Origin of the sequence: Enterococcus sp. 2G9_DIV0600, assembly GCF_002140615.1 — a bacterium.
Classification (GTDB): domain Bacteria; phylum Bacillota; class Bacilli; order Lactobacillales; family Enterococcaceae; genus Enterococcus_D; species Enterococcus_D innesii.
This window is the reverse complement of sequence record NZ_NGLL01000001.1, coordinates 54180-71564: the sequence shown is the minus strand read 5'-3', so window position 1 is coordinate 71564 and position 17385 is coordinate 54180. Positions and strand designations below refer to the sequence as shown.

The 17385-nt window shown below is 43.9% G+C and carries 10 protein-coding genes; 4 read left to right on the top strand and 6 right to left on the bottom strand.

The features are described 5' to 3' along the window. Position 1: 1 nt before the first annotated feature. The 3 genes from A5870_RS00355 to rpoB all read right to left on the bottom strand — a co-directional run bounded on the left by A5870_RS00355 (position 2) and on the right by rpoB (position 9069). Positions 2-1468 (bottom strand): BglG family transcription antiterminator, encoded by a 1467-nt coding sequence (locus tag A5870_RS00355; RefSeq protein WP_086291465.1) that lies wholly within the window; start codon positions 1466-1468, stop codon positions 2-4. Positions 1469-1713: 245 nt separating this feature from the next. Next, positions 1714-5364 (bottom strand): DNA-directed RNA polymerase subunit beta', encoded by a 3651-nt coding sequence (gene rpoC / locus A5870_RS00350; protein ID WP_081119190.1) that lies wholly within the window; start codon positions 5362-5364, stop codon positions 1714-1716. Positions 5365-5451: 87 nt separating this feature from the next. Next, positions 5452-9069 (bottom strand): DNA-directed RNA polymerase subunit beta, encoded by a 3618-nt coding sequence (rpoB, locus tag A5870_RS00345; RefSeq protein WP_008381746.1) that lies wholly within the window; start codon positions 9067-9069, stop codon positions 5452-5454. 433 nt (positions 9070-9502) lie between these two features. Between rpoB and A5870_RS00335 the strand changes: the two genes are divergently transcribed. Beyond that, on the top strand, positions 9503-10465 hold the full coding sequence (locus A5870_RS00335) for a biotin--[acetyl-CoA-carboxylase] ligase (RefSeq protein ID WP_086291463.1): 963 nt from the start codon (positions 9503-9505) through the stop codon (positions 10463-10465). Between the two features lie 278 nt (positions 10466-10743). On the opposite strand, the gene menA is transcribed toward A5870_RS00335, so the two are convergent. From menA to pplA, 3 genes are all read right to left on the bottom strand, one after another. After that, entirely contained in the window at positions 10744-11697 is a 954-nt protein-coding gene (gene menA / locus A5870_RS00330) for a 1,4-dihydroxy-2-naphthoate polyprenyltransferase (RefSeq protein WP_086291462.1), read from the bottom strand. Positions 11698-11709: 12 nt separating this feature from the next. Continuing rightward, complete coding sequence (locus A5870_RS00325) at positions 11710-12786, bottom strand: FAD:protein FMN transferase (protein WP_086291461.1); 1077 nt, start codon at positions 12784-12786, stop codon at positions 11710-11712. 263 nt (positions 12787-13049) lie between these two features. Continuing rightward, positions 13050-13988 (bottom strand): extracellular electron transfer flavoprotein PplA, encoded by a 939-nt coding sequence (pplA, locus tag A5870_RS00320; RefSeq protein WP_077454144.1) that lies wholly within the window; start codon positions 13986-13988, stop codon positions 13050-13052. Positions 13989-14258: 270 nt separating this feature from the next. Here pplA and A5870_RS00315 point away from each other — a divergent pair, with 270 nt between their 5' ends. The 3 genes from A5870_RS00315 (at position 14259) to A5870_RS00305 (ending at position 17384) form a co-directional block, all read left to right on the top strand. Further along, entirely contained in the window at positions 14259-16199 is a 1941-nt protein-coding gene (locus tag A5870_RS00315; protein WP_005230327.1) for an NAD(P)/FAD-dependent oxidoreductase, read from the top strand. A gap of 206 nt (positions 16200-16405) precedes the next feature. Then, positions 16406-16813, top strand: coding sequence for a NusG domain II-containing protein (locus A5870_RS00310; protein WP_005230326.1), 408 nt, complete (start codon positions 16406-16408; stop codon positions 16811-16813). A 10-nt stretch (positions 16814-16823) separates the two neighbouring features. Next, positions 16824-17384 (top strand): Gx transporter family protein, encoded by a 561-nt coding sequence (locus A5870_RS00305; protein WP_005232987.1) that lies wholly within the window; start codon positions 16824-16826, stop codon positions 17382-17384. The last annotated feature ends 1 nt before the right edge of the window (position 17385 follow it).

Sequence of the window (17385 nt, the reverse complement as noted above, 5' to 3'; positions counted from 1 at the left end):
TTTACATCTCTCCTAATAGTTGTTTGACTCGCTTCTCATCCTGTTTGGTAAATACCGAATTGACTAAAATCGTCAGCACCTTCGTTTCTACTGGCAAATTAATGGTGGTTAAGATCAGATCGATATCCTGGTAGTCTTGCGCATGCTTTCGGTACATACGAGCGGAAAGCACATCCACGATATCCAACTCTGGAAATGCCCGTTGGACTTTGACTTTCAGCAGTTCAGAGGTTCCTACGCCGCTACTGCACATGATTAAGACTCGCTGTCTGCGCCGTCGAATGACTTTAAATTTCACAAAATACAGCACCAAGAAACCAATCTCGTCTTCCGATATGGGATTCGTTCCATAGGTTCGCTCCACTTCCTTGCTGACTTGTGCCACTTGCTCAAAAATCCTTGGATACTCTAGTTGAATGTCATTTAGCAGACCGTTTTTCACGATAATTTTATTCTTTAGCCGATAGAGCATCGGCTGGATATGGCAAAGTAGATCGGTCTTGTCTGTTTGCTGGTTCAATTGAATACCCAGTGCTTTTTCCATCTGCTTAGTAAAAAACTCCGTGATTTCGCTGGCTTCTTTTGTCAGATTGGTCATTGCCAAGGGTTTGTTTTCTACTCTGGAAGACACTAGATACTGGTAGAGATAAAATACCTCACTTTCTGGCAGCTCCGTCACGAGATAGGCATTGATTTTTTCAATCACTTGTTGGGCAATTTGATAAAACTCTTGGTGCTGTTCAATCAAATGCTGTTCTTCCTCATCTAAACCCTCAATTATCTCTTCACGGTCAATTTCTCCTTCCCTCATTCGTAAAATCAGAATATACAGATGCGAGAAAATATTCATGTTGTAAGGATACGCAATACTGTTCGCGAGTTTTCGCTCAATGAATTCAAGAATTGAGGTAATAAAGTTGATATCAAAGGCATTGATGGGATATTTTTGCGTGACCATTTCTTCATTCCACACATGGGTTTTCGTAAAGAGATCATTGACACAGCGACGGATATTTTTTTCAGTACCAATCACTGCAATTCTCTTATCGGATCGGATCAACTGGAGTTCAAAGTACTGAAAATATTCCGCAAGACGATTGATATCACTACTTATCACTGCTTCACTCAAATAGTAAGGGGCGAACAACTCTTTGATCATTAAACGCTTTGGTGATTTAAACAATACATGCAGTGCAATCGCATGACGTCGCTCAAGCGGCTCATCATGTTGATCCGTTTCTTGATTTTCAATCGTGCCTCTGAGATATGCTTCATAATCCAAACAAAATCCTTTGCCGATTTCAGACCGAATGATTTCTGAACCAGCAGCCTCATTGATCCGCTTGATCGTCCGGTAAATGGTTTTCGTTGAAACCTTAGCAGCTGTGGCTAGTTCATTAGCGGTCAAATTCATCCCCTGTATCATAAACTGCTCAATCAAACGTGTTTCTCTCTTGCTCAGCTTCATACTGTCTCCCTCCGTATCTTTACTATAGCCTTCTTTGGCTCGAATATTTCTTAATCGATGTCCACTGATTTGGACATTCCAAAAATAGCGCTTTCATTAATCGTCCCAAATGCCCCCTTTTCTAAGATGAAAGAAGGGCGCATTCTTTTTCGTGACATCTCCTTTTGCTAAACAAAAAAAGCTTGCCATTCCGAAGAATGACAAGCTTTTCCTTCACACTGAGTCAATCAGGTGCTGGGCATTGATTAGTTTTGGCTGTTCAATGCGTCTTCAGCAGCCATTTGTGCTTCGATGTCTGAGATGCTGTAGACATTTTCGCTGGCAACTGTTACTTCTTTTGGTTCCATTTCACGGTAACGAGGCATACCAGTACCAGCTGGGATGATCTTACCGATGATAACATTTTCTTTCAATCCAAGAAGTGGATCTTTCTTGCCGCGGATCGCTGCATCGGTCAACACGCGAGTGGTTTCTTGGAAGGACGCAGCAGACAAGAAGCTGTTGGTTTCCAAGGATGCTTTCGTGATCCCTAATAAGACTGGACGGCTAGTTGCAGGAACGCCGCCGGCTACCAAAGTGTCGTAGTTGCGGTCTTTAAAGTCGGCGATATCCAACAATGTTCCTGGCAAGATGCCTGAATCACCTGGATCCATGACGCGGACTTTACGCAGCATTTGACGAACCATTACTTCGATATGTTTGTCACCGATTTCTACCCCTTGCATCCGGTAAACGCGTTGAACTTCCCGTAATAGATAGTTTTCAACAGACAAGACATCGCGAACTTGTAACAGTTGTTTTGGATCGATCGATCCTTCTGTCAATGGTGCACCACGATGGATAAAGTCGCCTTCTGCTACTTTCATCCGGGCAGTATAAGGAACGGTATACGTACGCGTATCGGTTTCCCCTTTGATGGTCACTTCTTTGGTCCGAGTTGAAGGATCTTCTGAGATATCGATGACTTCTCCGGTAACTTCGGTAATGACCGCTTGTCCTTTCGGATTACGGGCTTCAAAGATTTCTTGGACACGAGGGAGACCTTGCGTGATATCGTCTCCGGCAACCCCGCCGGTATGGAAAGTACGCATGGTCAACTGAGTACCAGGTTCACCGATTGATTGGGCAGCGATGGTACCAACTGCTTCCCCAACTTCAACTTCAGAACCAGTGGCTAAGTTGCGACCATAACAATGTTTACATACACCATGTTTGGTGTTACATGTAAAGACAGAGCGAATGGATACTGTTTCGATGCCAGCATCCACCGTTGCTTTGGCTAGGTCTTCGGTGATCAATTGGTTGACCCCAAGAATCACTTCGCCAGTTTCAGGATGGATGATTGATTTACGAGTGTAACGACCAACTAAACGTTCTTCTAAGGATTCGATGATTTCGTTTCCTTCGCGAATTGCTTGAATATCTAGACCACGGTCAGTGCCACAATCGTCTTCACGGATGATGACATCTTGGGCAACGTCAACGAGACGACGTGTCAAGTAACCGGAATCGGCTGTTTTCAAGGCGGTATCGGTCATCCCTTTACGGGCACCATGGGTCGAGATAAACATTTCTAAGACAGATAGACCTTCACGGAAGTTTGAGATGATCGGCAATTCCATGATACGTCCGTTAGGCGCGGCCATCAATCCACGCATCCCAGCAAGCTGAGTAAAGTTGGAGATGTTACCACGGGCACCGGAATCAGACATCATGAAGATTGGGTTTTTCGCTTCCAATGATTCCATCAGTTTTAACTGAATTTCATCTTTGGCTGCATTCCAAACACCAATAACTCGTTCATAACGCTCGTCATCGGTAATTAACCCACGACGGAATTGTTTCGTGATCGTTTCTACTTGTTTGTGGGCATTGTCGATGATTTCATGTTTTTCGTGCAAGTTCATGATATCAGCGATACCAACGGTGATACCCGCCATTGTTGAATGGCTGTATCCTAAGTCTTTCATGCGGTCAAGCATGCGTGACGTTTCAGTGATGCGGAAACGTTTGAAGACTTCTGAAATGATGTTTCCTAAGTTTTTCTTCTTGAATGGGCCAACAAGCTCTTGTTCTTTGATGAAGGCAGGCACATCTGTACCAGCTTCAATAAAGTACTTGTCTGGTGTTTGAACCGTCAAGTTGTAGTCTGTCGGTTCGTTCAAGAATGGGAATTCTGGGGGCATGATCGAGTTGAAGATCACTTTACCCACTGTTGTTACCATCAAACGTTGTTTTTGTTCAGACGTGAATGGTTTGTCCCCTAAAGTGTTTGGATTGATGGCGATCCGTGTGTGTAAATGCACGTAGCCATTGCGCCATGCCGTAACTGCTTCGTCCATGTCACGGAAGATCATGCCTTCCCCTTCACGGCCTTCTTCTTCCATCGTCAAGTAGTAGTTCCCTAGGACCATATCCTGAGATGGTGTTACAACTGGTTTTCCGTCTTTTGGATTCAAAATGTTTTGGGCTGCTAACATCAGCATACGTGCTTCTGCTTGCGCTTCTTCATTCAATGGTACGTGAACGGCCATTTGGTCTCCATCGAAATCGGCATTGTAGGCTTCACAAACAAGTGGGTGCAAACGAATGGCACGGCCTTCAACTAAGACTGGTTCAAATGCTTGGATACCTAATCTGTGAAGCGTAGGTGCCCGGTTCAATAGCACTGGATGTTCTTTGATGACATCTTCTAAAACATCCCAAACTTCGTCTTCTTGACGTTCGATTTTGCGTTTGGCATTTTTAATGTTTGACGCGATTTCACGAGAAACAAGTTCCCGCATCACGAATGGTTTGAACAATTCGATCGCCATTTCTTTTGGCAGACCACATTGGTACATTTTAAGGAATGGACCAACGACGATAACTGAACGACCTGAGTAGTCGACCCGTTTTCCTAGCAAGTTTTGACGGAAACGACCTTGTTTCCCTTTCAACATGTGAGAAAGAGATTTCAATGGGCGGTTCCCTGGCCCTGCAACTGGACGGCCGCGACGACCGTTATCGATCAAGGCATCGACTGCTTCTTGCAGCATCCGTTTTTCATTTTGAACGATGATGTTTGGTGCATTCAAGTCTAACAAGCGTTTCAAACGGTTGTTACGGTTGATTACACGACGATACAAGTCGTTCAAGTCACTTGTGGCAAAACGTCCACCTTCTAATTGCACCATTGGGCGCAAATCAGGCGGGATAACTGGGATAACGTCCATGACCATCCAGCTTGGTTTGTTTCCTGAAGCACGGAATGCTTCTAAGATATCCAAACGGCGGATCGCACGGGTCCGTTTTTGACCAGTTGCGTTTTTCAATTCTTCTTTTAATTCAGCAACTTCGCCTTCAAGATCAACGCCATCTAATAATTGTTTGATGGCTTCGGCACCCATCGCTGCTGAAAATTCTTGACCGTATTGGTCACGTTTTTCACGGTATTCCCGTTCAGTCAATAGTTGTTTTTTCTCAAGGCTGGTGTTTCCTGGTTCAATCACTACGTATGAAGCAAAGTAGATGATTTCTTCCAATGCACGTGGGCTCATGTCTAAGACAAGACCCATCCGTGAAGGAATTCCTTTGAAGTACCAAATGTGTGATACTGGTGCTGCTAATTCAATGTGTCCCATGCGTTCACGACGCACTTTTGAACGTGTTACTTCCACGCCGCAACGGTCACAAACGATGCCTTTATAGCGGATCCGTTTGTATTTGCCGCAAGCACATTCCCAGTCTTTGGTTGGACCGAAAATACGCTCGTCAAACAACCCTTCGCGTTCAGGTTTTAACGTACGGTAGTTAATGGTTTCTGGTTTTTTTACTTCACCATAAGACCAGCTTCTGATTTTTTCAGGAGAAGCCAAACCGATTTGCATACTTTCGAATTTATTTACATCGATCAAAAAAGGTTCCCTCCATTTCATTTCATGGACATATCCGATAGAACGGGGGCTATTTCCGCAGGTGGCGGAAATAGCGAGGGCCGTCTATTATTGCAAGCGATCTTCTGCTGTCTCGATTTGTTGGTTCAACGCGTCGGCGGCATTTTTAGCTTCTGTTTGTGCTTTTTGTTCTAATTCACGGGCTGTTTGTTGCTCCGCAAATTTTGTTAAGGCATCAACGGTGATCAAATCATCATCGTCATCATCCATATCACGCAGTTCGATCTCTGCATCATCGATATCTAGGACACGCATGTCTAGACCCAGTGATTGCAATTCCTTTACTAATACGCGGAATGATTCTGGTACACCTGGTTTTGGAATTGGTTCCCCTTTGACGATCGCTTCGTATGTTTTCACACGACCAACCACGTCATCTGATTTGTAGGTCAAGATTTCTTGCAAGGTGTAAGCAGCACCGTATGCTTCCAGTGCCCAAACTTCCATCTCTCCGAAACGTTGTCCACCAAATTGGGCTTTTCCTCCCAATGGTTGTTGAGTAACCAATGAGTAAGGTCCAATGGAACGGGCATGCAATTTATCATCGACCATGTGGGCTAATTTGATCATGTACATGACACCAACGGAGATGCGGCCATCAAATGGTTCGCCGGTACGTCCATCGTAAAGCACTGTTTTGGCATCGCTGGCCATTCCTGCTTCAGCAACCGTTGCCCAAACATCTTCATCACTGGCACCATCAAAGACTGGTGTTGCCACGTGAATGCCTAATTGACGCGCAGCCATTCCTAAGTGTAACTCTAATACTTGTCCAATGTTCATCCGAGAAGGTACCCCTAATGGGTTCAGCATGATATCGACTGGTGTGCCATCTGGTAAGAAAGGCATGTCTTCTTCTGGCATAATGCGAGAAACGACCCCTTTGTTTCCGTGACGTCCGGCCATTTTATCCCCTTCATGGATTTTCCGTTTTTGAACGATATAAACGCGAACTAGCATGTTCACACCTGGTGACAATTCATCGCCAGCTTCGCGGGTAAAGATTTTGACATCGTGGACGATTCCGCCGCCGCCGTGAGGCACGCGTAGAGAAGTGTCACGCACTTCGCGGGCTTTTTCACCAAAGATTGCGTGCAACAAACGCTCTTCTGCTGAAAGTTCCGTTACCCCTTTTGGAGTGACTTTCCCAACAAGCAGATCGCCATCTTTGACCTCCGCGCCAATGCGGATAATCCCCATTTCGTCTAGGTCTTTCAACGCGTCTTCCCCAACGTTCGGGATTTCGCGAGTGATTTCTTCAGGTCCTAATTTCGTGTCGCGGGCTTCTGATTCATATTCTTCAATATGGACAGAAGTGTAAACATCATCTTTCACCAAACGACGGCTCATGATGATGGCATCTTCATAGTTGTACCCTTCCCAAGTCATGAATGCGACTAAGACGTTTTGTCCTAATGCCATTTCACCTTGTTCCATAGATGGGCCATCTGCTAAGATGTCGCCTTTTTCCACTTTTTCACCAAGTGCCACTAATGGACGTTGGTTGTAGCTGGTTCCTGAGTTTGAACGACGGAATTTGGTAACAGAATAAACGTCTAATGCACCATTGTCACGACGAACGCGCACTTCGGCTGCATCCACGTATTCTACGATCCCATCATGTTTACATAACAAAGCAGCTCCTGAGTCATGTGCTGATTTGTATTCCATACCAGTACCAACCCAAGGTGCTTTCGGATTGATCAATGGTACTGCTTGCCGCTGCATGTTGGCACCCATCAAGGCACGGTTGGAGTCATCGTTTTCCAAGAAAGGAATACATGCGGTTGCGACTGCGACTACTTGTTTTGGTGATACGTCCATGTAGTCGACTTTATCGATCGATACTTCCAAGTTTTCAGAAGTAGCACGCGCCATAACAACGTCGTTTACGAAAGAGCCGTCTTCATTTAACAAGCTGTTTGCTTGGGCCACAACGTAGTGGTCTTCGGTATCGGCAGTCAAGTAATCGATTTTGTCTGTAACACGGCCTGTTTCGCGGTCAACGCGACGGTATGGTGTTTCAATGAAGCCATACTTGTTGACTTTGGCATAAGAGGCCAAGCTGTTGATCAACCCGATGTTTGGTCCCTCAGGCGTTTCGATCGGACACATACGGCCATAGTGGGAATAGTGAACGTCTCGGACTTCATAGCCGGCACGGTCACGCGTCAAGCCACCAGGTCCTAAGGCAGATAGACGACGTTTATGGGTCAACTCACCCAGTGGGTTTGTTTGGTCCATGAACTGTGACAACTGAGAAGAACCAAAGAATTCTTTGATACTTGCGACAACCGGACGAATATTGATCAATTGTTGTGGTGTCAAGGTTTCAGTGTCTTGGATCGACATCCGTTCACGCACGACACGTTCCATCCGAGCAAGCCCGATACGGAATTGGTTTTGCAATAATTCACCAACAGAACGAATCCGACGGTTTCCTAAGTGGTCGATGTCATCGACATTGCCGATGCCTTCCATCAAGTTGAAGAAGTAGCTCATTGAAGCAATGATGTCTGCTGGACGAACGGTACGTGTGGCAGTATCTGGATAGCCATTACCGATCACGTTGACTTCTTGTTCTGGATCTTTTGGTGAAAAGACTTTGATGACTTGGACCGTCATTGGTTCGGTCACGACCCCATCTTCTGATGGATAGTACGTTACACTGTTTAGGCCATTATCGATAAATGCGCCTAATGTTTCCATGACTTGGTGAGTCAAAACAGTGCCTTTTTCAACAATGATCTCGCCTGTTTCAGGGTCAACCAAGGTTTCTGCTAAGGTCAAATTCAATAGACGTGTTTTCAAGTCTAATTTTTTGTTTACTTTGTAACGACCAACATTTGCTAAGTCGTAACGTTTTGGATCGAAGAAACGTGCGTTCAGCAAGCTGCGTGAGCTGTCTGCTGTTTTTGGCTCGCCTGGACGAAGACGTTCGTAAACATCTTTCAATCCTTCTTCGGTACGAGAATCGCTTGCGTTTTTATGCAAGTCTTTTTCGATCGTGTTGCGCAATGATTCACTGTCGCCGAAAATTTCAAAGATCGTATCATCAGAACCAAACCCTAGGGCACGGACTAAGACCGTCAAAGGAATTTTACGGGTACGGTCAATCCGTACGTAAGAGATATCTTTGGCATCAGTTTCCATTTCTAACCACGCACCGCGGTTAGGGATAACAGTTGAACCAAAGCCTTCTTTGCCGTTTTTATCGACTTTGCCATGGAAATATACACCCGGAGAGCGGACCAACTGAGAAACGATAACCCGTTCTGCCCCGTTGATGATAAAGGTTCCTTGTTCAGTCATTAATGGGAAATCACCAAAGAATACTTCTTGGGATTTGATTTCCCCAGTTTCACGGTTCGTCAAACGCAAAGTAACATGTAATGGTGCCGAATAGTTTGCATCATGGGCACGGGCTTCTTCTACTGTATACTTTGGTTCTTTCAATTCATAATCCACAAATTCTAGGGACAAGTTACCGTTGAATCCTTCGATTGGCAAAATATCTTCAAACATTTCTCTTAGGCCCTCATCTAGGAACCATTGGTAAGAGTCGGTTTGAATTTCAATCAAATTCGGTAATTCTAATACTTCACTGATCCGTGCGAAACTTCTACGTTCGCGATGCTTTCCGTATTTTACTACGTGTCCAGCCAAGCTCTTCACCTCTTCATAAAGTCTTTCAAAAAGGCTATCCGATTATTTACAAAACTGTAACAAATATTAAATATAGGTTACAGAAAGCATTTTTTGCGGCTTTTAGGCAAAAAAAAACCAAAAATAGAACGGATGCATTGGGCATTTTCTACTTTTGTTTCCTTATTCCTAAGCCGAAACGGACAATATTTCGTTTCTGCTTTTTTCGTTCAGATAGTTTTTGCAACTCCTTATTATACAGATGAAGCACTTTCCTGTCAAGCTTTCATTGGAAGTTACAATGCTTTTCTGGCGCACCCATTTCCTAAGATTTTCTAAAGAAAAAAACAAGGCTGGTGGGGACTGTTTTTCGTAAGAAACTACTTTGCTTTTTGCCGATTTCTTGCTATGCTAACGAAAACGTTACACGTGAAACATTAGGAAGGATATCCTTATGACGACAAAAGAAAAAATACTGACCTTATTACAAAAAGAAGATACTGTACTGTCCGGAGAAAAACTAGCCCAAGCTTTGTCGATCTCTCGTACAGCAGTCTGGAAAGCCATTAAAGAACTCGAGAAAGAAGGCTATCATTTCGAACACTTGGCCAACGGCTATCGCTTTGTCTCGGATGATCGCTACGATCAAGCAGCACTTGCGGCCGCCTTGCCGATGATTCCCACGATTCAAATCAAGGAAGCTGTTGAATCCACCATGAAAGAAGCCAAGATCGCCGCTTTGGACAGTGGACTGGCAACCCCCGCCCTTTTTTTGACCGAAACACAAACAGGCGGTCACGGCCGCTTCGAACGACCGTTTTTCTCACCGAAAAAACAAGGGATCTATATGAGCTTGCTTTTAAAACCAAACCAAGCGTTTCAAGAATTGCCACAATATACCGTTTTGGCGGCGGTGGCAGTCGCCGAAGCCATCGACGCTCTTCTAATGAAGGAAACGGCCATTAAGTGGGTCAACGATCTGTACTTAGATGGAAAAAAAATCTGCGGTATTTTGTCTGAAGCAACCAGTGACTTTGAAACAGGCCGCATTACTTCGGTTGTGATCGGTATCGGTATCAGTTTTTCAATTCCACAACAGCAGTTTCCAGCAGAGATTCGGGAAAAAGCGACCTCACTCTTTCCTGGTGAAGAGTATCCGACCTTTTCTCGAGTCACGTTGATCCAAGAAATTTGGCGTCGTTTCTTCCAATTGTTGGCGCAGCTGCCTGACATGGATTATATGGCCCGCTATCGGCAGAAATCCTTCGTTTTGGGCCGCACCGTTCAATTTACGCAACAAGGGGTGACCTATGAAGGGATTGCCAAAGACATTACCAACACCGGTGAATTGGTGGTGGAAACAGCGACGGAGCGCAAGTTGCTTTCTTCTGGAGAAATCAGTTTGGAGCGGTATTGAGGCTGCTTTCGTAGGTAACCAGTCACAGCAAGCGTAAACACAAACACTCCATAAACAGACCTGCTTATTCCGAGGGGGTTAAATAAAAAGCAACCTAGGCAGCTCTCAAACAAACTTTACTGCTACGATCAATTTCGCAGAAAAAGCGAGCCTCATCTTTTCATAATAAGTATCATGCTCGTTCTTTTATCATGTCTTTTCTACAGTTTTTATGCGCTATTTCATTCCCCACATAAAAAAGATCGACCTGCTCTTTCAAGAGCAGGTCGATCTTTTTTTTAAAACAATTGCCACAGCAGGCACAAAAGCAAGCCTAAGGCATAGCTGCTGTTGAATAAAATCATGTTCTTAATCGAATAGCCGAAGCTACGTGGGTGCGGCAGACTGGCTTGATGCTCCTTCAAGTTTTGGCGGATTTTTGGCAGTGTCAGAAACACGAGCAAAATTGGCCATTGAAAGAGACCAAACAAGAGGCCCAATAAAATAGCGGCATAAGACGCCAACATCATGCCTTGAAACAGACGGATACCTGCTTCGCGACCGATGTAGTACACCAGCGTATAGCGATGGTTTTCGATATCAGCTTCCAGATCCCGTAAATTATTGGCTAACATGATGTCAGCAATCGTGAAAATCAATGGCAAGGATGCCAACACGATGGCACACACAGCCCAGAGATTCCCCACTAAGCCAAAGGTTCCGTTCGCAAAATCCAGTGCCAGATAAAAAACTTTTTGATCAATGGTATTGATATAGATCGTGATGGCAAAAATCCCTAATCCCATCGTTACACCGCTGAATACCTCGCCTAAAGGCATCCGCGATAACGGAATGGGGCCAAAGGTATAAAAGACCCCGATAAAACAAACCACCAGCCCCATCACTAGCAGCAGCCAGCCGGTAACAAAGGTCAAGTAAAGACCGATCAGTAAGGTTCCTGCCAGCATCGCAAAAATCAGATTGCGAACAGTAGCTTCTGAGATGTTTTCGCGCCCGATCACATTGTGCTGGTATTTGTAGGTCTCTGATTTGGCTTTTTTGAAATCCATATAATTGTTGATGGACGTCGTCGTCAAATCAAACAGCAGCATCCCCAGAAAAAAGATTGCGGTATTCAAAGGATGAAATTCATGAAAATACACCAACGAGAACAACACACCCATAATGAAGGGGAAGACACTGGCCACTTTGGTACGGATCTCCACTACTTCTAAAAACACTGAAAGAGACATCTTTCACTCCTCCTATTCTAAATCCGCACGATCACCCATCGTGTAGCCTGATTCCTCTGAAAGTTCAAAGGTATCTTTGATACCGTCGGTTACATACACTTTGTCTTCTTTTGTGATAAAGATCGCATCGGTACCCTCTTCGGTATGTTGTTCGATATAGGCTAAGCCTTCCTTGACCCCTTTATCAAATGCCACCGTAGTTAACCCATCGCCATCGATGGATTTGTCGGTGATGACAGTTACACTTGCCACATCGCTGTCGTAAGGATAGCCAGTCTCAGAATCGAAAATATGATGGTACGTTTTGCCGTCTACTTCTAAATAACGTTCGTAGATCCCTGAAGTAACTACTGTTTTATTGGTTACTTTGATACTGCCGATAATCGAGCCGCGAGATTTGTTCGGGTCTTGGATTCCGACATTCCATGGCTCATCTGTGCCGCGGTTACTATGACCTAACACATAGACATTCCCGCCCAAATCGACGATCGCGGAAGTCACGCCATTGTCCTTCAGCACTTTGACTACTTCATCCGTGATGTAGCCTTTAGCGATCGCCCCAAGGTCAAGGATCATGTCCTTGTCTTTTAAATAAACGGTTTGATCTTCATCGTTAAACTCGACTTGTTCATAATTGATATGTTTCAATGCTTCATCGATCTCAGATTGCTCTGGCTTGCGGGCATCATCAAAGCCGATTCGCCATAATTGGGTGATGGCACCGATGGCCATATTAAAGCCGCCTTCTGATTTCACACTATAATCATAGGCTTCTTTCAACAAATAATAGATGTCATCCGAAACCTTTACCGGCTTAATACCAGCTTGCGCATTGATCTCATCGATCTCTGACCCTGCTTGGTTGATGGTGATTTTATCGCCTAACTCTCTGATGCGGTCAAAGGCCGGCTTCATGGCGTCCTCTTTGCCTTCATCATAAATGCGAATCCGAGTATAAGTGCCTAATAAAAATTCTTCTTGAAAATATGGTTCTTCTCGCAGCGTCGTTGCTTCCTGATCACTGCCACAAGCTGCCAACATTGTGCCTAAAAAAACAAACATCAGAAAAAACGTTACTTTCTTTTTCATGATTTTCCTCTTTTCTATTGTCTTCAACCTTCATATAATAGCCTTTTTTTAGCAGAATGAAAAGGGGCATTCCGTGATTCCGCAACGTATTTTAGGAATCCTTAATCGAACTTTTTCTTCTTTGTAAAAAACAGTTCTTTTAAAAAAAAACTTCCTGCCAGATTGCTTCCTTTTGCACGAACTTGCTTTTATGACCTTGCTGCCCACGAAAAAAAGACAGCACTCAAAGCGAATGCTGTCCTCTTCATTCAAAAAAGTTGTGATTATTCAGTAACGAAGTTATCCACTTCGATTGTTGTTTGGTCACCTTTTTCAGCGGCATTCAACAATTGTTGTGCATAGATAACAAAGCTGTGGAAGCTGTGGGTTGCACCAGAAACTACATCCATGTCTGCCACAGAACCATCTTCAGCATTGACTGCAGAAACAAAAGCTTCATTGAAGTTTGGAATGAATTCTTCTGGACTTGTACCAGATTTAGCTTCCATGTTTTCGTTGTATGATGCATCATCTTTTTTCGACTCGCCGGCTTCGTTTAGGTAGTCGTAGTTTGATTCAGAGATTTTGCCGTCAGCCACAGTCATTGAGAAGACTACGCGGTAACCATTTGAGTAGTTCTTTTCTTCTAATGTATAGGTTCCGTCTTTCAAGTCGGCTCCATTGTCGATTTCAATGGTTTCCGTGTTTCCTGCTTGCGCCGCTTGAATCAATTGTTGTGCATAGTTTTGGAAGGAATCAAAGGAATGAGTCGCGCCAGAAACTACTTCGATTGAAGAAGGGCTTTGTGCGGCAACTAACTCTTCATTGAATTTAGGAATAAACTCTTCTGGGCTGATACCTGCTTTTTCTTTCATCGTTTCATTGTATTCAGTGTTTTCTGTTTTTGATTCGCCATCCGCATTGACGTTGTCATATTTTGATTCAACGATTTTGCCATCTTTGACTGTGATCTCAAAGGTAACACGGTAGTCGTTTTTATAGTTCTTTTCTTCTAAACGATATGTCCCATCTTGCATTGGCTCGCCTGCAACGACGGTTGCTTCCGTGCTTTCTGTTGATGCTGAATCGCTTGCAGAAGTTTGTGATGTACTTTCACTAGTTGACGAAGAAGCTGTATTGTTGTTGTCCGCTCCGCAACCCCCTAACAATAATGCTGCGAATGAAAATACCGCCATACCTACAATCAATTTCTTTGCTTTCATAATTATCCACCTTTTACTTGTTTATTTTCCCCACAAAAAAGTTTGTGATACATCTAACATTGTAAAGTAAATTTACGATATGTCAACCGCTTCCTTTCCGCTTTTTCTGGAAAAAATGACTTATTTTTTGATTTTCGCAAGTTTTCACGAATTTCAGGAAATATGCGTTTTTTTCATCAGAATCGTTAGACAAATGAACCATTTGTCTATATAATAGGAACGATTGTGTAATTATTATCATAGATTATTTTTATTAAGGAGAGATTTGCAATGGCAAAGAAAAACATTGTCGTTGTCGGTGCCGGTTATGCAGGCGTTTCTGCTACGAAGTACATGGCAAAGAAATTGAAAAAAGACAATGATGTTGAGATAACATTGATCGACCGTCACTCTTATCATACGATGATGACTGAACTGCATGAAGTCGCTGGAGGACGTGTAGAACCTACCGCAATTCAATATGACTTGCAGCGCTTGTTCTCACGCAAGAAAAATGTTCGTTTAGTAACCGATACAGTAACTGGGATCGATAAAGAAAATAAAACTGTCCAAACAAAATTAGGTAGCTATTCATTTGACTACTTGATCTTAGGGATGGGTGGCGAACCGAATGACTTCGGTACACCTGGCGTTAAAGAAAACGGCTTTACTTTATGGTCATTTGACGATGCTGTCCGCATTCGCGAACACATTGAAAAAACTGTCGCAAAAGCAGCGATCGAACCAGATGCAGCATTACGCAAAGCAATGTTGACCTTTGTCGTTTGTGGTTCTGGATTTACCGGGATCGAAATGATCGGTGAACTGATCGATTGGAAAGATCGTTTAGCTTCCGATTATAAATTGGACCCAAGTGAAATCAGCTTGAAAGTCGTTGAAGCAATGCCAACGATCTTAAACATGCTTGATCGTAACGATGCAGCGAAAGCAGAACGTTACTTGAAGAAAAACAATGTTGATCTTGTCTTGAATGCACCAATCGTTGAAGTGGCACCTGACCACATCAAACTAAAAGATGGTTCAACGATCCCAACCCACACATTGATCTGGACTGCCGGTGTCAAAGGAACTAGCGATGCTGCTGATTTCGGTTTAGAAACCGCGCGTGGATTCCGTCTAGTTGCCAATGAGTACATGGAAGCAAAAGGCTACGAAGACAAAAACATCTATATTATTGGTGACTTGGTTTACTTCGAAGAATTCCCGAATACACCAACACCACAAATCGTGCAAGCAGCTGAACAAACAGGTCACACTGCAGCAACGAATATCGTTTCAGCCATTAAAGGCGGCGAAAAACATAAATTCAAAGGAAACTACCAAGGATTTATGGTTTCCATCGGTGCCAAATGGGGCGTGGCGAACTTATTTAATAAGATTCACCTGAGCGGTTTCTTAGCGATCATTATGAAACACATCGTTAACTTGAAATACTTCTTTGATATTCGTTCTGGTTACTACATGTTCCAATACTTAATGCATGAAATCTTCCACATCAAAGATGACCGGACAGTAGCCCGTGGTCACACGTCTCGTTACGGTAACGTCTTGTGGAGTGTTCCGCTTCGTATTTTCTATGGTCTTGTCTGGTTCGTTGAAGCCTTCAAGAAAATTTTGGGTACGAATGGGGAAGTCTTCAAACCTGGTACTTGGTTCGGTGAAGGTTCTTGGTTCCAAGGCAACAGCGTATTCCCTTGGACTTGGGAATATCAAACAGTCGCTGATGCAGCCAGTGGTGCTAGTGAAGCAGCCGATGCAGCAAGTGCCGCTAGTGGCGCCGGCGAAGCAGCCGATGCAGCGACACAAGCCGCACACTTCGGTTTGAGCTATGCTTACGGTGAGCAACCAATGATCGTGATTGAAAAATCACCTGACTGGTTCACAAAAGTTATGCAATTTATCATGCCAAACAACGACGTTGCAATGTTCTTCCAAAAATTCATGGTCTTCTTTGAAATTGCTTTAGCTCTTGCATTGATGGCTGGTCTCTTCACTTGGTTAGTAAACGCAACGACTATCGTTTTAGTATTGACTTTCTGTATGTCTGGTATGTTCTACTGGGTAAACATCTGGTTCATTCCAGTTGCATTTGCCTTGATGAACGGTTCAGGACGCGCAGTCGGTTTAGACCGTTGGGTAATCCCATGGTTGCAACGTACCCTTGGAAAATGGTGGTACGGTACCCCTCGCTCCTTATATGGCAATAAATAAGCCAGCAAAATAGAATACCTGTACGACTTCATGAGACTAAGACATTCTGATTTTCAATCAGTGTCTTGGTCTCTTTCCAAGTACAGAACTTTTTCTTGATCGTCCTTGCACAGAAATCGGTGGATTATTGAGGATTCAGCTAGTAGAATCTTGTCTTCTTATGCTAGAATGAGACACATCACATGAAAGAACAGGAGTCTTTTTTGATGAAACTAAAAGAATTTATCCGCGATGCCCATTTAAAACCATGGGATGGCGTCATCATACTTGTTTTGATCCTCAGCTCTTTTTTACCGCTTTTTATTTTTGGCCAGACGCAAACGGCTGACAAAGAAGCCGTCTTACGGGTCGATGGGACAGAAATCAAACGTTTTGACTTAGTTGAAGGTCAAAAAGCATACACCTATCTTTATGAAGATGAAGACGGAGATACCAATTTACTGGAGATCGAAGGCGATCGGATCCGAATCAAGGAAGCTGATTGCGGCGACCAGATTTGTGTGCGCCGTGGCTGGGCCAGTAAAAATGGGGAAACCATCGTCTGTCTACCTCATAAATTAGTGATCGAAATCCAAGCCGCAGATGGGAGTGAGACCGACGATCTAATCTATTGATCGTTTGCTTATGAGTCGATTACAACGAATAATTTTCATCTCACTGCTGGTCGCCCAAGGGGTCGTGATTGGTTTAGTTGAAAATATGATCCCTTATCCATTTGCCTTTGCGCCTGGTGCGAAACTAGGTTTGGCAAATTTAATTACCATTATTGCTTTGTTCACCATGCCGAAAAAAGACAGTTTTCTCTTGATTTGGCTAAGACTGATTTTAACGACGTTACTAGGAGGAACGGTTTCAACCTTCTTATATAGTATGAGTGGTTCCTTACTGAGCTACTTTGGGATGTCTTTGGTGAAACAGTTGGGGCCTAAACGTGTCAGTATCATCGGCATTAGTGCGGCTGGCGGTTTCTTGCACAACGTCGGACAGTTGATCACCGCCTCATGGATCGCTCAATCCTGGAGCGTGATGCTCTACTTGCCGGTCCTGTCTTTCTTTGGGATCTTGTCCGGGATCGCTATCGGGATCGCCGCCAACTACTTGCTGCGCCGTGTCGAAACACTGCGCCGTTTTCAAATTGATTATGAACGCCAGACCAAAGTCAAATGGCGCTCGGATTCAGAATAAA